This is a genomic window from Corynebacterium imitans (assembly GCF_000739455.1).
GTDB lineage: Bacteria > Actinomycetota > Actinomycetes > Mycobacteriales > Mycobacteriaceae > Corynebacterium > Corynebacterium imitans.
In genome coordinates this window covers 1,604,802-1,622,135 of record NZ_CP009211.1, presented here as the reverse complement: position 1 = coordinate 1,622,135, position 17,334 = coordinate 1,604,802, and the positions used below count along the sequence as shown (strand labels likewise).

Here is a 17,334-nt window from a genome sequence, read left to right as displayed (position 1 = left end):
CTTAAACGTAAAGGATTGCTTGACATGAGCAACGGCATTATTGATCTTGTAGACGCAGGCCAGCTGCGCGACGACATTCCGGACTTCCGCCCGGGCGACACGCTCGACGTGCACGTGAAGGTGATCGAGGGCTCGGTCACCCGTACCCAGGTCTTCACCGGCTTCGTTGTGCGTCGTCAGGGTGGCGGCATCCGCGAGACCTTCACGGTCCGCAAGGTCTCCTTCGGCATCGACGTGGAGCGTACCTTCCCGGTGCACTCCCCGAACATTGAGAAGATCGAGGTTGTCCGCAAGGGTGACGTCCGCCGTGCGAAGCTGTACTACATGCGCGATCTGCGTGGTAAGGCAGCTCGTATTAAGGAGCGTCGCTAAGCTTTTACAGCTTCGGCTCACGCCCCGCACGCCAGGTATTGGTGTGCGGGGCGTTTTGCTTGGGCTGCTAAAGTGTGCGGAGTGACCAACGTGAATGGAAATCCGAGCGGCTTAAACCCAGAGCCGGAGTACCCCCGCGACACCACTGTGTCGGCAGCGCACGCAGCGCCTGCAGCTGATGAGCACGCGCCCGAAAAAGAGAGCAAGAAGGAAATGCCGTGGTACGTGGAAATCCCCATGGTCATCGTGCTCACGCTGGTGTTTATCTTCCTTATCCAGACCTTCATCGGGCGCCTTTACGTCATCCCCTCGGGTTCGATGGAGCCGACCCTGCACGGCGAGGACGGTTCGGGCGACCGCATCTTCGTGGAGAAGATCACCTACGCGTTCAACGACCCGAAGCCGGGAGATGTGATCGTGTTTAAGGGCACCGACTCCTGGAATACCGGCTTTTCCACTAACCGCTCCGACAACACTTTCGTCCGCGGCCTGCAGGAGGCTGGATCCTGGGTGGGGCTTGTGCCGAAGGATGAGAACACGCTGGTCAAACGCATCATCGCTGAGGGCGGCCAGACCGTGTCCTGCCAGGAAGGCGACTCGGCGGTCATGGTGGACGGGGCACCGATCAACCAGGACTACATGATGCAGCCCTCCTACTACCCGGTCGATCCCACCACGGGCTCGGATGCGTGCGGCGGGCCCTACTTCGGCCCGGTCGAGGTGCCCGAGGATCATTACTTCATGATGGGTGATAACCGCACCAACTCCGCGGATTCCCGCTACCACCTTGGCGACGGGCTCGAGGGCACGATCCCGCGCGAGAACATCCGCGGCAAGGTGCTCGGCATCGTCTTCCCGCTGAACCGTTTCGGCGGCGTGGAGAGCCCGGACATCCTGCAGTAGCGCATGGGGCGTGTTCGCAGGCTAAAGCAGCTGCGCACCTACGAGGTCGCACTGCACAAGGCGGGCCTGGGGCCTGTCGCGGGTGTCGACGAGGCAGGCCGCGGTGCCTGCTTCGGGCCGATCACGATCGCGGCGTGCGTGCTGCCGCCCGAGCCGCTGCGCGCGCTGGAGGGGCTGACGGATTCGAAGAGGTTGACGGCGCGGCGTCGAGAAGCACTCTTTGCCCCGATCATGGAGCTGAGCTTGGCGCATGCGATCGTGCACATCCCGGCCGGCGAGATCGACCACCGGGGGATCCAAGCCGCGAACCTGGACGGGGCGCGCCGCGCGGTTGCCCAGCTTGGAGTGCAGCCGGGCTATGTGCTTGTCGACGGCTTCCGCATCCCCGGCATGCCTGTAGCGCAACTGCCAGTCATCGGCGGGGACGCCGCAGCGCGCTGTATCGCGGCGGCAAGTGTGCTGGCCAAGGTGAGCCGGGACCGGCTCATCGCGGAGATGGACGAGGCATACCCCGGCTACGGGTTGGCAGGCCACAAGGGCTACGGGACGAAGGTGCACATGGATGCGGTGCGCCGCCACGGCGCGACACCTGAACACCGTTATAGTTATGCCAACGTCAAAGAGGCGCACGAGGTCTACACAAAAGGGGTGCTTTGATGAGCGCTGAGGAACTGGATAACTACGAGGCCGAAGTAGAACTCTCGCTGTACCGCGAGTACCGGGATGTGGCCAGCCAGTTCTCCTACGTCGTTGAGACTGACCGCCGCTTCTACCTGGCCAACGCGGTCGAGCTGATCCCGCACACCGAGGGCAGGGACGTCTACTACGAGGTCCGCATGTCGGATTGCTGGGTGTGGGACATGTACCGCGCTGTGCGCTTTGTCCGCTACGTCCGCGTGATTACGTTCAAGGACGTCAACATCGAGGAGCTGGACAAGCCGGATCTCACCTTCCCGGATCCGCGCTAGAAGTTTTTCGGCGCGCAAGGGAACCGGCGGGCCTGTTTCGGAGTCTAACTAGGTACGGCGTGTGCGAACGCACCGCAAAACAAACCTAGTGACTTTGGGAGGGGCCATGCACCACACGACTTTTGCCAATCAGTACGAGCTCGGCTACGCCGGCGAAGCCAGCGCGATTTCCTTTTACGAGCAGGCCGGCTACGAGCTGCTCGCGCACCGCGCGCGATGTAGATCCGGCGAGCTCGACCTGATCTTCCTTGCACCCGACGGGGCAGTCGTGTGCGTGGAGGTAAAAACTCGCCGCAGCACCAGCTTCGGCGCCGCGGAGGCAGTGACCTCGAAGAAACTCGCCACGATGCGCCGCTGCGCGGCGGAGTGGCTCGCGGGTCATGAGCACGACTATCGCGAGGTGCGATTCGACGTCGTGGAGGCGCTTTTCGACGGCACCGAGTTCCACCTCCAGCGCTACCAGGGGGCCGAAGATGGCGCTTGCTAGCACACAAACTGCAACGGTAGAAGGTGTCCACGCCCACCCGGTGACCGTGGAGGCCAACGTCGGTCCGGGCCTGCCGGGCATGCACATGGTGGGGCTGGGCGACGCGGCGGTGAAAGAGTCGCGCGAGCGCATCCGCACCGCGGTGGCCAATGCGGCGCTGCCGTGGCCGCGCACGAAGATCATGGTCTCACTCTCGCCCGCGCACCTACCGAAGGCGGGCTCGCACTTTGACCTGCCCGTCGCCGTCGCGGTGCTGGGCAGTCTGGATCCGCGCGCCCAAGTGCGGTTGCGCTCGACGATGCTGCTCGGCGAGCTGGCTCTCGACGCCACGCTACGCCGGGTCGAGGCGATCCTGCCGATGCTCCTTCAGGCGCGCCAGCGTCAAAACATCGAGACCATCATCATCCCGCGCGCGAATCAGCACGAGGCCGCGCTGGTGGGCGATCCCCGTATCCGCTTAGCTGATTCGCTGGGGGAGGTGTTCGCGTTCCTGACTGGCGGGCCGGAGTTGGAGGCCGTTTCCCAGGAGTTCGCTTGCGCGGCGAGTCCGAGCGGCCCGGACTTTCGCGATATTGCGGGCCAGGCGCACGAACGCGCCGCCTTCGAGGTAGCGGCCGCGGGCGGCCACCACGTAATGCTGGTGGGCCCGCCCGGCACCGGCAAGTCCATGCTAGCTGAGCGCCTGCCGTCGATCCTGCCACCTTTGACCCAGCATGAGCGCATCGAGTGCACCTCGCTGCACCAGGCCGCGGGTATCTCGCGCGGCGAGGTCGTGGCTAACCGGCCTTTCATTGCCCCACACCCCTCGCTGACCAAAACGATGCTGCTTGGCGGGGGTGCGCACAACCCTGCGCCGGGCGCGGTAAGCCAGGCCCACCACGGAGTCCTATTTCTTGACGAGGCCTCCGAGATCCCCGCTCGAGTCCTCGACGCCCTGCGCATCCCACTCGAGCAGCAGGAGGTAAGGCTCACCCGTGGCAAGCGCACCGTGGTCTTCCCGGCCAGCTTCCAGCTCATCATGGCTGCCAATCCCTGCCCCTGCGGGCAGGAGCAAGAAAAATGCCGCTGCCACCCCAGTGAGCGGGCCCGCCACCTGGCGAACATCTCCGGCCCGCTGCGCGACCGGCTGGACGTCTTCTGCCGCACCACCCAGGCCGCAGCCGTCTTAAGCCCCGAAGGAGCCGAGTCCAGCGCGATCATTGCCGAACGCGTGGCCTGTGCCCGCGAGCGCGCCGCCGCCAGGTGGGGTGCGCCTTTGACCAACGCGCAGGTGGCCTCTACGCTGCTGCGCCGCGAGCACCCAGCCGACGAGGCTGGCATGACCTTCCTCGAACACCGCCTCGGCCACGGTGAACTTACCCAGCGCGGCGTGGACAAGGTGCTCAAGCTCGCCTGGACGCTCGCGGACCTGGAGGCCGCAGCCGTCCCCGACATCGACCACGTCGCCCGCGCCTGCGAGCTGCACGCCCCGCGTCTTGAGGAGCGTGCCGCATGAGCGCATTGACGTCTTGGGCGTACCTCTCGCGGGTCATCGAGGGCCCATCGACACACCTCCAGGAGCTGCTGCGCGCCGGGCGAGACGCCGACGAGATCGCCCGCGGCATCCGCCACCGGGCCTCCTGGCTCGGCCCGCTTTTACGCACCACCGAGCGCCGTTACGACTGGGACCGGCCAGAAGAAGACTTGGAGCAGGCGCACTCGCTTGGCTACGCCCTGCTCACCCCGGAAGCACCCGGCTGGCCCGGCACACGCATCGAGGAGTCCTTTGTCCGCGGCGCGTTCGCAAGCCGGGAGAATATGGACACCCCCATCGCGGACGCCGCCGCCCCGCACGCGCTTTGGGTGCGCGGTGCGCACGATTTAGCGCAGCTGTGCGAGCAGTCCGTCGCGTTTGTGGGCACCCGTGCCGCCACCGCCTACGGGCACCAGGCCACCCAGGACCTGGTCACCTCGATAGCCAAGCACAGATACACGGTGATCTCCGGCGGTGCGATCGGCATTGACACCGTCGCACACGAGGCCGCGCTCGCCGCGCGCACCCCGACGGTGGTGGTCGCCGCCTGCGGGCCGGGCGTCACCTATCCGCGGCGCAACGAGCGCCTCTTTGACCGGATCGTGGCGGCGGGTGGTTCTGTTGTGTCGGAATATCCGCCGGGCGTGACCCCGGATCGGCATCGCTTCCTTACCCGGAATCGCCTGGTCGCCGGGCTTTCGCTTGGCAGCGTGGTGGTGGAGGCTGCCTTTCGCTCCGGTGCGCTGAACACCCTGAAGTGGGCCCGCTACTACAACCGGCAGGCGATGGCGGTGCCCGGATCGATCCTGGGTGCAGGCTCCCTGGGCGCGAACCTGGCTATCCGCAACGGCAGCGCCACCATGGTGCTCAACGGCGAGCAGATCCATGCCCAGCTTGGTCAGCTCGGCGCATCAGAGGGCGAGGAGCAGCTCGAACTCGAATACGCGGCGAACCCCGTCCAGCAGCTGAGCCACAACGAGCTGCGCATCTACGACGCCACGCCGCCGCACGATACCCAGGCACGCGAAGCCGAAGAGATCGCTGCAAGCGCCGGAATGAGCACCGGGCTGACAGTCCACCTGCTCATGGAGCTCGAGCGCCGCGGACTCGTCCAGCGCAACCGGCGGGTGTGGTCCCGCACCCAGACGTAACTCGCGGGGGCCAAGTACACTCATGTGACATGAGTGATGTTGGCACGCAGTTTCTCGCTGCCGCGGCGGACTACACCGACTACGCGCGCACGGTGCAGAGCCGCTCGGAAAACACCGTCAAGGCGTACGCGGCAGACCTGCGCTCGCTCGGCGGCTACGTGCGCACACTCGACGAGTTCACCCTGGACACGCTGCGCACCTGGCTTGCCGACGCCGCCCGCGCCGGCAAAGCCCGCACCACCATCGCCCGCCGCACCGCCACCGCGCGAGGGTTTTCCACGTGGGCCTACAAGCAAGGGCTTATCGACGCCGACGTCGCCGCCCGCCTGGTCACCTCCCAGGTCTCCCGTCCGCTTCCTACCGTGGTCAACCCCGATCGCGCAGGTGCACTCGTCGAGGCCGAAACCGCCGACGACGCCCACCCCGCCGAAGCCTTACGCGACCGCGCAATGCTCGAACTGCTCTACGCCACCGGCATGCGCGTCGGCGAACTCACCGGCTTAGACGTTGGCGACCTCGACTTCGACCGCCAGGTTGCCCGAGTCACCGGTAAGGGCAACAAGCAGCGCACCGTGCCGTTTGGCACACAGGCGAGCCTGGCCGTGCAGGACTGGCTGGAGCAGGGGCGCGACGAGCTGGCTGGGGAGACGCGCGCCCTGTTCGTTGGCAGCCGCGGTGCGCGTATCGACCAGCGGCAGGTGCGCCGGATTGTGGAGCGCGCCGGGCAACGGGCAGGGTTGACTGACATCACGCCACACACCCTGCGCCACACCGCGGCCACGCACACCCTTGAGGGCGGTGCGGACCTGCGTGTGGTCCAGGAAATGCTCGGGCATTCGAGCCTGCAGACCACGCAGATCTACACGCACGTCTCCGCTCAGCGACTGCGCCGCGTCTACGAGCAGGCGCACCCACGGGCCTAAGCGTCAAGCGGTTTGAGCCGGATCTGCGGGGGATCCAGGAGCGTGAGCGGGTCGAAGTAGCCGTCTTTGCCGCGCAGCGCGCCCCAGTGCAGGCCGAGATGCGAGTTGGGGGCGTTGGGTGGGGTGAAGGCGAGGGTGCCGATGGCGTCGCCCTCGGTGACCTCGTCGCCCTTCTTTAGCGTGGTGCGCACCGGCTGGTAGGTGGTGCGAAAGCCCTCCGGGTGATGGATGGAGAGTACCGGTGTGCCGGCTACGGTGCCCGCAAAGTGGACGGTGCCATCTCCCGCGGCGTAGATCGTGTCACCAGGTTCGGCGGCAAGATCCACCCCGCGGTGGCCGGGCTGCCAGTTACGCAACGGGATTTCGGCTGGGCGCAGCACCTGTGAGGCATAGGGTGCGGTGGTGGTGGGGTCCACCCAGGCAAGTGCCGGGGTGGCGGTAATGAGCAGGAGTAGGAGGGTTGTGAGGGTGGCGGTGATGGGGGAATAGGTGGGCGTCGATAAGCATTGCATGCGTCTATGTAAAGCAGATGCTTCGCTTGTTTGGAAGAGCAAGCGAAAAATCTGTGGATAACGCGTGCGAGTTATCCACAATTAGGAGTTGTGGCGTGTGGCGCGTATAGTTGTCCCGGCAGTATGCACGCTTTTGCGCGCAGCTGACTCCGCGCGCCGATAGACGCGAACCGGGCAAAGGTCCCCTCTTAACGGGGTGCACGGTACGCACGGTGCCAGGGTGTGGGATAAAAACCCGCACATAGACCAGTACATAACCGAACTACTTTCTCCAAAGGAGACATTCCCATGGCAGTTGTAACCATGCGCGAACTCCTCGACGCCGGTGTCCACTTCGGCCACCAGACGCGTCGTTGGAACCCGAAGATGCGTCGCTTCATCTTCACCGACCGCAACGGCATCTACGTCATCGACCTGCAGCAGACCCTGACCTACATCGACGAGGCGTTCGAGTTTGTCAAGGAGACCGTTGCGCACGGCGGCACCATCCTGTTCGTCGGCACCAAGAAGCAGGCGCAGGAGTCCATCCAGGAAGAGGCAGAGCGCGTCGGCATGCCGTACGTCACCCACCGTTGGCTCGGTGGCATGCTCACCAACTTCCAGACCGTGTCCAAGCGAATCGCCCGCATGAAGGAACTGCAGGCGATGGACGCAGCCGAGGACGGCTACGCCGGCCGCGGTAAGAAGGAAGTCCTCATGCTCACCCGCGAGCGAGTCAAGCTTGAGCGCGTGCTCGGCGGCATCGCCGACATGACCAAGACCCCGTCCGCACTGTGGATTGTGGACACCAACAAGGAGCACATCGCCGTCAACGAGGCGCAGAAGCTGCGCATCCCCGTTGTTGCAGTGCTGGACACCAACTGCGATCCGGACTTCGTCGACTTCCCGATCCCGGGCAACGACGACGCCATCGGCGCAGTCAAGCTGCTCACCCACGTCGTGGGCGAGGCAGTCATCGCTGGTAAGCAGCAGCGCGAAGAGCGTCAGCTCGCCGCAGCTCGCGACGCCGCAGGCGACAACGACGCTAAGCTGCAGGCAGAGGCCACCGAGGCCGCTGCGCAGGCCGCATCCTCCGACGACGTCTCCGCCGCTGACGCAGCGAAGGCAGCAGCCGCAGCTGAGGCTGCAGCTCCGCAGGAGGTCGCACCGGTCGAGCAGCCGCACGCAGTGCGCGCCGCCGAGCAGGCTAAGCAGGAGGAAGGCTCCGACAAGGAGGCTTAAAAACCTCACCCTTCATTCACCCCGCGTCTTCGGTTCACGTCCGCCCCAGTAGTTGGGCCGGGACGCGAGCGAAGCGCGGGGTGAACTGCGTGAAGGGGACTGTTAGCCGCGTCTAGCATGCCGATGATGAAGAATTCGGCTACCCTTTACACGATTACTTATCACAGCCAACTTGCGTGGCCGTTACCCGTAGTTCTGCGGGAGGCGGTGCGGAAGTTGCACAAACCTTACATGAGGAGGATCGCCCAACAATGGCGAACTACACCGCAGCAGACGTGAAGAAGCTCCGCGAGATGACCGGCTCCGGCATGATGGACTGCAAGAAGGCGCTCGAGGAGACCGGCGGCGACTTTGACAAGGCCGTGGAGAACCTGCGCATCAAGGGCGCGAAGGACGTGGGCAAGCGCGCAGAGCGCAATGCTCTCGAGGGCCTGGTTGCTGTTTCCGGCAACACTATCGTCGAGGTCAACGCAGAGACCGACTTCGTGGCGAAGAACCAGGAGTTCAAGGATCTCGCAGCCAAGATCGCTGACGCTGCCGCAGCAGCGAAGGCAAACTCCGCAGAGGAGCTGGCCAACGCTGACGTTGACGGCCAGACCGCGCACGAGGCGCTCCAGGTGCTCTCCGCCAAGATCGGCGAGAAGCTCGAGCTGCGTCGCGCCGCCACCGTCGAGGGCGCAAACGTTGCCAAGTACCTGCACCAGCGTTCCGCTGACCTGCCGCCGGCCGTTGGCGTGCTCGTTGCCTACACCGGCGACGACGCTGAGGCTGCACACCAGGTCGCGCTGCAGATCGCTGCGATGAAGGCTCGCTTCCTCAAGCAGGAGGACATCCCGGCCGACGTCGTGGAGAAGGAGCGCGCGGTCCAGGAGGAGATCACCCGCAACGAGGGCAAGCCGGAAGCTGCCATCGCCAAGATCGTTGAGGGCCGTATGGGTGGCTTCTTCAAGGACGTCGTCCTGCTCGACCAGCCGTCCCTGGCTGACTCCAAGAAGACGGTGAAGCAGTTCGCCGACGAGCACAACATCGAGATCACCGACTTCGTCCGCTTCGAGGTCGGCCAGGCATAAGGTTTCACCTGCCTAGATTTTTAGCGCCCAGCTCCCTCACCAGGGGGTTGGGCGCTATTTTTGTGCGTTTATCTTCTCGTGCGCTCTCTGGCTAGAATTGTGAGCGAAAAGTTCCACGCACATCCGGCTTTCGTGAAAAGGAGTGTCACACTGTGACTGATATCGCCCCCGACCGCAACGGCTTCAAACGCGTCATGCTCAAGCTGGGCGGTGAAATGTTTGGCGGCGGCAAGGTTGGCATCGACCCGGACGTGGTGGAAAGCGTGGCGTCGCAAATCGCCGAGGTGGCGAAGTCCGGCACCGAGGTCGCCGTGGTCATCGGTGGCGGCAACTTCTTCCGCGGTGCCGAGCTGCAAAAACGCGGGCTGGATCGCGCGCGCTCTGACTACATGGGCATGCTCGGCACCGTGATGAACTGCCTGGCCCTGCAAGACTTCCTGCAGCAGAAGGGCGTGGACTGCCGCGTGCAGACCTCCATCAACATGGCGCAAATCGCCGAGCCGTACTTGCCGCTGCGCGCCGCCCGCCACCTGGAGAAGGGCCGTGTGGTCATCTTCGGCGCGGGCATGGGCATGCCGTACTTCTCCACCGACACCACCGCCGCCCAGCGCGCGCTGGAGATCGGCGCCGAGGTGCTGCTCATGGCCAAGGGCGTGGACGGCGTCTACGACGACGACCCGCGCACCAATCCGGACGCCAAGCTGCTCACCGAGGTGTCGCCGCGAGAGGTCATCGAGCAGGAGCTGAAGGTGGCGGACGCGACCGCGTTCTCGCTGTGCATGGACAACAACATGCCGATTTTGGTGTTCAACCTGCTCAAGGAAGGCAACATCGCGCGCGCGGTTGCGGGCGAGCAGATCGGCACCCTGGTGGCTTAAAGGCTTTGGGGGGCTGCCGGGGACCGTGAAAATTTCTACACAGCAGCCTTCCAGGAATGGCGTTTTCCCAGGTGGAAAATGGATAGGCGAGCTATGTACGTCGAATTTTTCACGCTCTCCTCAAATCCCTAATCCCTCAACCTGCCACGCCAGGTTCAACAGCTCCGTCGCGCTGACCGACGGCGCGCTCGCCCCACCGAGCGCGCCCAGGTGGATCCCGCCGACGGAAATAGCCATGCTGCCGGTGACGTTAAACACCGAGCACCAGGGCGACCACACGGTCTGCTCGTAGAAACTTTCCTCCGGCGTAAGGGACGGAAAGTACCCCAGCTTGGGCGGCGTTCTGCTGAGCGTGGGCGAAAGCACCACGTCCACATCCCACTGCTGCGCCAGCAGGTACGGCAGTGCGTCGATGTGCTCGCGCGCGGCCCGCATATCGGCAGGGGTGACGCGGGAGCCTTCCGCGTTGAGCCACTGGAGGTACTCGTTGTCCAGCGGGTCGATGCTGGTAAAGGAGTGGCGGATGCGGTTGGAGAAGTGCTCGAAGGTTGCACCCGCCTCGCGGTAGGGGCGTATCCGCACCACCTCGTGGTACCGGGATAGTGCAGACGCGACCTGCTCAACAGCGCTGGCGATAGAGGGGGAGAGGTTGGCGGGAGCGAGGAGGGCGTCGAGAAGCAGCCCGATGCGCATGCGGCGGGGCACCGAGGGCTGCATGCCGTAGAGCGCGCACTGGTCGGCCACCGTGCGGGTGAGGAACCCATGGGCCGCCACGTGCGGGGCGGCCGGCTTGAAACCGACGATCCCGCAGGCCGCGGCGGGCACGCGCAGGGAGCCGCCGGCATCGGTGCCGTGGGCGGCGCGCACTTGGCCCTCCGCCACGGCGACGGCGGCACCGGTCGAGGACCCGCCGGGCGTGCAACCCGGGTGAGCGGGCGACTCGAGGACGGGCACGCCGGGGCGCTCCGCGTAGCAGGTCGCTCCCAGCTCCGAGGTGAGCGTCTTGCCCGGGATGGTGGCCCCGGCACCGAGGATCATGTGCACGATCGGGTCGGTGCGCGTGGCGGTGTACGCGCGGGCCGGATTGCCGTTGGTGGTGGGCCAGCCGGCGACATCCGCCGAGTCTTTGACCGGCACTTCCCACCCGGAAAGGCGGGTGCGCGAGCGCGGCTGGGGGCCGGGGTGGGGGAGTGCGAGGTGCGCGCGGTGAGTAAACGCCGAATGCTGCATGGCATAAGTGTAGGAGGCGGGTGTCGCTGGTAGATTAGTGGGGAACGTTTACAACTACAGGTGAGGAAAACCATGATTGATGATGTTCTGTTGGACGCCGAAGAGCGCATGACCGCCTCGGTCGAGCACACCCGCGACGAGCTGGTCACCATCCGTACTGGCCGCGCAAACCCGGCGATGTTCAACGGCGTCATCGCGGACTTCTACGGCGCGCCGACTCCGATCAACCAGATGGCCACGATTTCTGTGCCGGAGCCGCGCATGCTGCTGATCAAGCCCTACGACATGTCCACCCTGCAGGAGATCGAGAACGCGATCCGCAACTCGGACCTGGGCGTCAACCCCACCGACGACGGCCAGGTCATCCGCGTGACCGTGCCGCAGCTGACCGAGGAGCGCCGCCGTGACCTGGTCAAGACCTCCAAGCAGAAGGGCGAGGAGGGCAAGATTGCCATCCGTAACGTGCGCCGCCAGGGCATGGAGTCGCTGAAGAAGATCCAGAAGGACGGCGACGCGGGCGAGGACGAGGTCAAGACCGCGGAGCAGTCGCTGGACAAAACGACCCAGACCTACGTCGCGCAGATTGATGAGCTGGTGCAGCGCAAGGAAGACGAGCTGATGGAGGTCTAATCCTCCTGCCCAGTCCAGGTCGATCATTCAATCAGCGAGGCGAAAGTGCAATCACTGAGTTCCGAGGCGTCCAAGTGGCCACAGATCCGCCTGAAGCCTCCGACCCCGAAGAATAACGCGGGTCGTAACCTGCCGGTGGCGATCGCCACGGCGCTCGTGCTGGGGGCGTTGGTGATTGCCGCGCTGTTGATTGGTCCTTACGCCTGGTACCCGCTTGTCGCCGTCGCTGTTGCGTTGGCGATGTGGGAGGTGCTCACCCGCCTGCGCGAGGTGGGCTACCAGCAGCCGCGCACCTTGCTAATTATCCTTGGCCAAATCATGCTGTGGGCGTCCGCGCCGTACGGCACGGCGGGCCTGGTCACTGGGTTCGCCTTCACCGCGCTCTTCCTCATGTTCTACCGACTGTTCCACAACGGCCGACAGCGCACTCCGGAAAACTACTTGCGTGACACCGCGGTGGGCATTTTTGTGCTGGTGTGGATCCCGTTGTTCGGCAGCTTTGCTGCCATGATCTCGCTTATCGACGAGGGCTCGCTCCCCGCCAGCCGCTTCATCGCCGCTTTCATGCTGTGCGTTGTGGCGAGCGACGTCGGTGGCTACGCGGCCGGCGTCATGTTTGGCTCGCACCCGATGGCACCGGCGATCAGCCCGAACAAATCGTGGGAAGGTTTCGCAGGCTCGGTGTGCTTTGGCGTGCTTACGGGCATTGCAGTGGTGCACTTCCTTATTCAGGGCCCGTGGTGGATGGGCATCATCTTAGGCATTGCTTTGGTGCTGTGCGCCACGATGGGTGACCTGGTGGAAAGCCAGTTCAAGCGCGAGCTGGGTATCAAGGACATGTCCAACTTGTTGCCGGGCCACGGCGGGCTGATGGATCGTCTCGACGGCATGTTGCCGGCGGCGAGTGCGACCTACATGTTGCTGAACGCCGCAGCGATTATGAACCCGTTCTAGCGGATTAGAAAAGTGTCGCTCTACGTGCAAGAATGGCTGCATTATGAGCGATGTACCGAAGATCCAATTGCTGACGCCGAAGCGCGGCATGCCGCCAAAGCACTTCGCGGACCTGTCCAAGCAAGAGCGCATCGACAAGCTGAAAGAGCTGGGGCTGCCGAAGTTCCGCGCCGACCAGATCGCCCGCCACTACTACGGCAAGTTTGAGGCCGACCCGTCGACCATGACGGATCTGCCCGAGGCTCAGCGCCAGTTGGTCAAGGACGAGCTGTTTCCCACTCTGCTCAACCCCGTTCGCACGGTGGAAACCGATGAGGGGGACACCACCAAGACGCTCTGGCGTCTCCACGACGGGATTCTTCTCGAGTCCGTCCTCATGCGCTACCCCGACCGCGCCACGCTGTGCATTTCCTCTCAGGCAGGTTGCGGCATGGCGTGTCCGTTCTGCGCCACGGGCCAGGGCGGGCTGGACCGCAACCTGTCGACGGCAGAAATCGTCGACCAGGTCCGCGCCGCCGCCGCAATGATGGCAGCAGAAGGCTCGCGCCTGTCCAACATCGTGTTCATGGGGATGGGGGAGCCGCTGGCCAACTACAACCGGCTCATGTCCGCGGTCCGCCAGATCACCCAGCCCAGCCCGGACGGCTTCGGCATCTCCCAGCGCAACGTGACCATCTCTACGGTCGGTCTGGCACCCCAGATCCGCCGGCTTGCCGACGAGGGCCTGTCCGTCACCCTCGCCGTCTCGCTCCACACGCCTGATGACGAGCTGCGTGACTCCCTCGTGCCGATCAATAACCGGTTCGCGGTCTCCGAGGTGCTCGACGCCGCTGCCTACTACACCGACCAAACCGGCCGACGCGTCTCCATCGAGTACGCCCTGATCCGCGACATCAACGACCAGGATTTCCGCGCGGACATGCTGGGTAAGAAACTGCACAACGCGCTCGGGTCCCGTGTCCACGTCAACCTGATCCCGCTGAACCCGACCCCGGGCTCGAAGTGGGACGCCTCCCCGCGCGAGCGCCAGGACGAGTTCGTGCGCCGCGTGATCGCCCAGGGCGTGACCTGCACGGTCCGCGACACCAAGGGGCAAGAGATCGCCGCCGCCTGCGGTCAGCTCGCCGCCGACGAGAAGACGGGGTAGGCGCGGTCGTAGGCGTGGTCGTTGGGGTTCGCCGTTTTTGGGAGTACGCTGCGGGCGTCTTTTCGCATGTCTAAATGGAGCTAGCTCCGTTTGGCTGCAGTGCCGTTTTTCGAGCTGGGGATTTACTGCGCGCGTTGTCTAAATGGAGCTAGCTCCGTTTGCGACCACGCCAAGCAACCGACGTCACCTGCGAAAACCTCCAACGTCATCTACCGAAAAACCGAAGACCCGGACCGACCACTCCATAGGCAACAAAAAACCGGCCCCTACCAGGGGACCGGTCTCGATCGCTACGCGAATCTAGCGTGCCGCGTGCTTGCCGCGCGGTGCAACCTCGACAACCTCAACACCGTCGACACCATCGGCAGCGCCGACAGCCTGCTGGGTGTTCAGGCCCTCGAGGCGGGCCGGGTCGATGTTCAGGGCGCGCAGCTGGCGCTCGTCAAGGTCGGCGTAGACACCGGAGAGCGTCTTCTGGTCGTAGGTCCAGTCCGGCTCCACGTGGCCCTGCGGCTTGTTGTGGGAGGTGACGGTGCGCACCTGGTTCAGCTTCGGCTGGGTGGCGTGCAGCACCAGGCCGAGCGCGATGAGGACGGCGAGGGTGATCAGCCAGATGGTCTCAACGTGGCCCTGGTGGTTGCCAAAGTTGTAGGCGATAAGGAACAGGACGGAGACCCAGCCTGCGGCCTGGATGGTGCCGCGGCTCTGCTCGCTCCAACCGAAGCGTGCAGACGGGACGTCCGCCTCGGAAACGCCGTTGTACACCTGCGGTGCCTTATCCTTCGCGTGGGCCACTGCCATACTCCTTTGTCAGCGTCGGTGCGCTCCGGCCGTGCTGCGTGCGCGCAGACTACCGGTGCGGAAAACAATACTGGGAACTATATTGTCACATTTCGTCCCCAAACGGTGATCTTGTACCCCTAATAGGTGCAAACTTTCGGCCTACCCGCGCCCACGACCCGACATACCGGGCCCGCGTGCCACAATGGCGGGGTGAAAAGAATTGTCATCTTAGGCTCTACCGGTTCTATTGGCACCCAGGCATGCGAGGTGATTCGCGCTAACCGCGACACCTTTGAGGTCGTCGGTATCGCTGCGGGCGGCCGCGACCCCGAGGCGATTATCGCGCAGGCGAAGGAGTTTGGTCTGAAGCCCGACCAGGTCGCGGTGCAGAATGGCGAGTCCGCTAAAAAGGTCGGCGAGGCGCTCGGCGGCACCGCCATCTCTGGCGAGCAGGCGGCGCGCATCCTGACTGAGGCACACCAGGCCGACGTCGTGCTCAACGCGCTGGTGGGTGCTGCAGGGTTGTCGTCCACCCTCGCGGCGCTGCGCTCCGGCGCAGTACTTGCACTGGCGAACAAGGAATCGCTCGTCGCTGGCGGCCAGGTCGTGCTTCGCGAGGCTCCCGAGGGCGCGCTGGTGCCGGTGGATTCAGAGCACTCGGCGATGGCGCAAGCGCTGCGCGCGGGCCGTCGCGAGGACGTCGCCTCCTTTGTGCTCACCGCCTCCGGCGGACCCTTCCGCGGCCAGACCCGCGAGCAGATGTGGGACGTCACGCCGAAGCAAGCGGTGACCCACCCGACCTGGTCGATGGGCACGATGAACACGATCAACTCGGCCACCATGGTGAACAAGGGCTTGGAGCTCATCGAGGCCAGCTTGCTCTTTGACGTAAAGCCTTCGCTTATCGACGTCACCGTGCACCCCCAGTCCATCGTCCACTCCATGGTCACCTTCGTCGATGGGGCAACGATCGCGCAGGCCTCGCCGCCGTCGATGAAGATGCCGATCGCGCACGCGCTCGCCTGGCCGGGCCGCGTCGCCGGCGCCCAGCCGGCGCTGGATTTCTCCACGGCTTCGGAGTGGACCTTCGAGCCACTCGACGACGACGCCTTCCCGGCGGTCGAGTTGGCGCGTCAGGTCGCGGCGCAGGGCGACCCGTACCCGGCAATCTACAATGCGGCGAACGAGGTCGCCGTCGACGCCTTCTTTGACGGCCAGATCCGCTTCCCCCAGATCGTGGACACGATCAAGGAGGTGTTGGACGGCGCGTCGAACTACGCGGCGGCGCCTTCGTCGGTGGAGGAGATTCTGGCGGTGGATGCACGTGCGCGTCGAGAAGCAGCAGCTGCGGCGGCGCGCTTGAGCGGCGCGTAGGGGGCACTGGTGGGGATTTTCGGGATCGTACTGTTCGCGCTTGGGATTGCGGCGTCGATTGCGCTGCACGAGGCCGGACACCTCGCAGTTGCCCGGGCGTGTGGCATGCGGGTGCGGCGATACTTCATCGGGTTTGGGCCCACGGTGTGGTCAACCACGCGCGGGCACACGGAGTACGGTGTGGCGGCGCTGCCTTTCGGCGGGTTTTGCGACATCGCGGGCATGACCGCGCAGGACGAACTGACCCCCGACGAGGCACCGCGGGCGATGTACAAGAAGCCCTGGTGGCAGCGCGTGGCGGTGATGTCGGGCGGGATCGTGATGAACCTGCTTATCGGCGTGGTGATCACCTACCTGGTGGCGGTGCTCGCTGCGATCCCGAACCCGTACGCCGATCGCACGCCCACCATCGGCGAGCTCGCGTGTACCTCCGACCAGGTCGATGCCGAGACGCTCGCGCCGTGCACCGGTCAAGGTCCAGCCGCAGAGGCCGGTCTACGCCAGGGGGACAAGGTGCTCGCGGTCGACGACCAAGACGTGGTGGCGTTCACAGACCTGCGCGACTACGTCATGGCGCGGCCCGGCGAGACCGTAGCCGTCGAAGTTGAGCGCGAAGGCCAGGCGCTGACCGTGGACGTGCACGTGGACAGCGTGACGCGTCTTGACCCGGGCAGCGGTCAGGAGTTCCAGGCCGGCGCGATCGGTGTGACGAGTGCTCCGGTCAAGGACGCGATGCGACAGTTCGGCCCCGTGGAAGCCGTGCCCGCCACGCTGCGGTTCACTGGCCAGATGCTCGAGGCAACCGTCGACGGCCTGATCGCGTTTCCGAGTAAGATCCCGGGCGTGGTCGCCTCCATCTTCGGCCAGGAGCGTGACGTGACCGGGCCGGTGAGCGTGATCGGTGCCTCGCGCGCTGGCGGCGAGCTGGTAGAGCAGGACCTGTGGTCGGTGTTCTGGATGTTGCTCGCCAGCCTGAACTTCTTCCTTGCCCTGTTTAACCTGGTGCCGTTGCCGCCGCTGGATGGTGGGCACATCGCAGTCGTGCTGTACGAGAAGTTGCGCGATATGATCCGACGCCTCCGTGGCCTCGGCCCCGGCGGCCCGGCGGACTACCAAAAGCTCATGCCGCTGACCTACGCCATGGCCGCGGCCCTGCTCGCGGTCGGCGTGTTTGTGATGGTGGCGGATGTGGTCAATCCGATCCGGCTCGGCGGCTAG

At 65.1% G+C, this 17,334-nt stretch carries 19 protein-coding genes; 16 read left to right on the top strand and 3 right to left on the bottom strand.

Annotated features, from left to right (window positions below; genetic code table 11):
• Positions 1–24: 24 nt before the first annotated feature.
• The 8 genes from rplS (at position 25) to CIMIT_RS07595 (ending at position 6,317) form a co-directional block, all read left to right on the top strand.
• The gene (rplS, locus tag CIMIT_RS07630; protein ID WP_038591270.1) at positions 25–372 is read left to right on the top strand and encodes a 50S ribosomal protein L19; all 348 of its coding nucleotides are present in this window, start codon (positions 25–27) and stop codon (positions 370–372) included.
• A 213-nt stretch (positions 373–585) separates the two neighbouring features.
• Positions 586–1,275: a signal peptidase I gene (lepB, locus tag CIMIT_RS07625; protein WP_038594490.1), complete on the top strand. Its 690-nt coding sequence runs from the start codon at positions 586–588 to the stop codon at positions 1,273–1,275.
• Between the two features lie 3 nt (positions 1,276–1,278).
• The gene (locus CIMIT_RS07620; RefSeq protein WP_038591267.1) at positions 1,279–1,932 is read left to right on the top strand and encodes a ribonuclease HII; all 654 of its coding nucleotides are present in this window, start codon (positions 1,279–1,281) and stop codon (positions 1,930–1,932) included.
• Positions 1,932–2,243: a DUF2469 domain-containing protein gene (locus CIMIT_RS07615; protein WP_038591265.1), complete on the top strand. Its 312-nt coding sequence runs from the start codon at positions 1,932–1,934 to the stop codon at positions 2,241–2,243. Before CIMIT_RS07620 ends, CIMIT_RS07615 begins: the two co-directional genes overlap by 1 nt.
• A 106-nt stretch (positions 2,244–2,349) precedes the next feature.
• Positions 2,350–2,730, top strand: coding sequence for a YraN family protein (locus tag CIMIT_RS07610; RefSeq protein ID WP_038591262.1), 381 nt, complete (start codon positions 2,350–2,352; stop codon positions 2,728–2,730).
• Positions 2,717–4,225, top strand: coding sequence for a YifB family Mg chelatase-like AAA ATPase (locus CIMIT_RS07605; protein ID WP_038591259.1), 1,509 nt, complete (start codon positions 2,717–2,719; stop codon positions 4,223–4,225). Before CIMIT_RS07610 ends, CIMIT_RS07605 begins: the two co-directional genes overlap by 14 nt.
• The gene (locus tag CIMIT_RS07600; protein WP_038591257.1) at positions 4,222–5,394 is read left to right on the top strand and encodes a DNA-processing protein DprA; all 1,173 of its coding nucleotides are present in this window, start codon (positions 4,222–4,224) and stop codon (positions 5,392–5,394) included. Before CIMIT_RS07605 ends, CIMIT_RS07600 begins: the two co-directional genes overlap by 4 nt.
• 29 nt (positions 5,395–5,423) lie before the next feature.
• Positions 5,424–6,317, top strand: coding sequence for a tyrosine recombinase XerC (locus CIMIT_RS07595; protein ID WP_038591252.1), 894 nt, complete (start codon positions 5,424–5,426; stop codon positions 6,315–6,317).
• On the opposite strand, the gene CIMIT_RS07590 is transcribed toward CIMIT_RS07595, so the two are convergent.
• The gene (locus CIMIT_RS07590) at positions 6,314–6,829 is read right to left on the bottom strand and encodes a M23 family metallopeptidase (protein ID WP_051904881.1); all 516 of its coding nucleotides are present in this window, start codon (positions 6,827–6,829) and stop codon (positions 6,314–6,316) included. The genes CIMIT_RS07595 and CIMIT_RS07590 overlap by 4 nt on opposite strands.
• 288 nt (positions 6,830–7,117) lie before the next feature.
• Between CIMIT_RS07590 and rpsB the strand changes: the two genes are divergently transcribed.
• From rpsB to pyrH, 3 genes are all read left to right on the top strand, one after another.
• Positions 7,118–8,050: a 30S ribosomal protein S2 gene (rpsB, locus tag CIMIT_RS07585; protein WP_038591248.1), complete on the top strand. Its 933-nt coding sequence runs from the start codon at positions 7,118–7,120 to the stop codon at positions 8,048–8,050.
• A gap of 251 nt (positions 8,051–8,301) precedes the next feature.
• Entirely contained in the window at positions 8,302–9,120 is an 819-nt protein-coding gene (gene tsf, locus CIMIT_RS07580; protein WP_038591245.1) for a translation elongation factor Ts, read from the top strand.
• Positions 9,121–9,314: 194 nt separating this feature from the next.
• Positions 9,315–9,998 carry a UMP kinase gene (gene pyrH, locus CIMIT_RS07575; protein ID WP_231910375.1) on the top strand — a complete coding sequence of 228 codons (684 nt, stop codon included), beginning with the start codon at positions 9,315–9,317 and terminating at the stop codon, positions 9,996–9,998.
• Between the two features lie 120 nt (positions 9,999–10,118).
• On the opposite strand, the gene CIMIT_RS07570 is transcribed toward pyrH, so the two are convergent.
• Positions 10,119–11,228: an amidase family protein gene (locus CIMIT_RS07570; RefSeq protein ID WP_038591236.1), complete on the bottom strand. Its 1,110-nt coding sequence runs from the start codon at positions 11,226–11,228 to the stop codon at positions 10,119–10,121.
• Between the two features lie 72 nt (positions 11,229–11,300).
• Between CIMIT_RS07570 and frr the strand changes: the two genes are divergently transcribed.
• From frr to rlmN, 3 genes are read left to right on the top strand one after another with little or no spacing between them, the layout of a single operon-like run.
• Complete coding sequence (gene frr, locus CIMIT_RS07565) at positions 11,301–11,858, top strand: ribosome recycling factor (protein WP_038591233.1); 558 nt, start codon at positions 11,301–11,303, stop codon at positions 11,856–11,858.
• Between the two features lie 45 nt (positions 11,859–11,903).
• Positions 11,904–12,812: a phosphatidate cytidylyltransferase gene (locus CIMIT_RS07560; protein ID WP_231910279.1), complete on the top strand. Its 909-nt coding sequence runs from the start codon at positions 11,904–11,906 to the stop codon at positions 12,810–12,812.
• 43 nt (positions 12,813–12,855) lie between these two features.
• The gene (rlmN, locus tag CIMIT_RS07555; RefSeq protein WP_038591230.1) at positions 12,856–13,959 is read left to right on the top strand and encodes a dual-specificity RNA methyltransferase RlmN; all 1,104 of its coding nucleotides are present in this window, start codon (positions 12,856–12,858) and stop codon (positions 13,957–13,959) included.
• A gap of 300 nt (positions 13,960–14,259) precedes the next feature.
• Here the strand turns inward: rlmN and CIMIT_RS07550 are convergent, their stop codons facing one another.
• Positions 14,260–14,760 carry a DUF2631 domain-containing protein gene (locus CIMIT_RS07550; protein ID WP_084674303.1) on the bottom strand — a complete coding sequence of 167 codons (501 nt, stop codon included), beginning with the start codon at positions 14,758–14,760 and terminating at the stop codon, positions 14,260–14,262.
• Between the two features lie 192 nt (positions 14,761–14,952).
• On the opposite strand from CIMIT_RS07550, the gene dxr reads away from it, so the two are divergent.
• Together dxr and CIMIT_RS07540 are read left to right on the top strand one after the other, a co-directional pair.
• On the top strand, positions 14,953–16,116 hold the full coding sequence (dxr, locus tag CIMIT_RS07545) for a 1-deoxy-D-xylulose-5-phosphate reductoisomerase (protein ID WP_038591227.1): 1,164 nt from the start codon (positions 14,953–14,955) through the stop codon (positions 16,114–16,116).
• A gap of 9 nt (positions 16,117–16,125) precedes the next feature.
• Positions 16,126–17,334: a M50 family metallopeptidase gene (locus tag CIMIT_RS07540; RefSeq protein ID WP_038591224.1), complete on the top strand. Its 1,209-nt coding sequence runs from the start codon at positions 16,126–16,128 to the stop codon at positions 17,332–17,334.

Excerpts from the sequence above, each read along its gene's own strand:
- CIMIT_RS07610 (WP_038591262.1), top strand. The coding sequence starts at position 2,350 with ATGCACCACACGACTTTTGCCAATCAGTACGAGCTCGGCTACGCCGGC.
- CIMIT_RS07615 (WP_038591265.1), top strand. The coding sequence starts at position 1,932 with ATGAGCGCTGAGGAACTGGATAACTACGAGGCCGAAGTAGAACTCTCG.
- rpsB (WP_038591248.1), top strand. The coding sequence starts at position 7,118 with ATGGCAGTTGTAACCATGCGCGAACTCCTCGACGCCGGTGTCCACTTC.
- CIMIT_RS07590 (WP_051904881.1), bottom strand. The coding sequence starts at position 6,829 with ATGCAATGCTTATCGACGCCCACCTATTCCCCCATCACCGCCACCCTC.
- rplS (WP_038591270.1), top strand. The coding sequence starts at position 25 with ATGAGCAACGGCATTATTGATCTTGTAGACGCAGGCCAGCTGCGCGAC.
- pyrH (WP_231910375.1), top strand. The coding sequence starts at position 9,315 with ATGCTCAAGCTGGGCGGTGAAATGTTTGGCGGCGGCAAGGTTGGCATC.
- tsf (WP_038591245.1), top strand. The coding sequence starts at position 8,302 with ATGGCGAACTACACCGCAGCAGACGTGAAGAAGCTCCGCGAGATGACC.
- CIMIT_RS07605 (WP_038591259.1), top strand. The coding sequence starts at position 2,717 with ATGGCGCTTGCTAGCACACAAACTGCAACGGTAGAAGGTGTCCACGCC.
- CIMIT_RS07570 (WP_038591236.1), bottom strand. The coding sequence starts at position 11,228 with ATGCAGCATTCGGCGTTTACTCACCGCGCGCACCTCGCACTCCCCCAC.
- CIMIT_RS07600 (WP_038591257.1), top strand. The coding sequence starts at position 4,222 with ATGAGCGCATTGACGTCTTGGGCGTACCTCTCGCGGGTCATCGAGGGC.
- CIMIT_RS07620 (WP_038591267.1), top strand. The coding sequence starts at position 1,279 with ATGGGGCGTGTTCGCAGGCTAAAGCAGCTGCGCACCTACGAGGTCGCA.
- CIMIT_RS07550 (WP_084674303.1), bottom strand. The coding sequence starts at position 14,760 with ATGGCAGTGGCCCACGCGAAGGATAAGGCACCGCAGGTGTACAACGGC.
- frr (WP_038591233.1), top strand. The coding sequence starts at position 11,301 with ATGATTGATGATGTTCTGTTGGACGCCGAAGAGCGCATGACCGCCTCG.
- rlmN (WP_038591230.1), top strand. The coding sequence starts at position 12,856 with ATGAGCGATGTACCGAAGATCCAATTGCTGACGCCGAAGCGCGGCATG.
- lepB (WP_038594490.1), top strand. The coding sequence starts at position 586 with ATGCCGTGGTACGTGGAAATCCCCATGGTCATCGTGCTCACGCTGGTG.
- CIMIT_RS07595 (WP_038591252.1), top strand. The coding sequence starts at position 5,424 with ATGAGTGATGTTGGCACGCAGTTTCTCGCTGCCGCGGCGGACTACACC.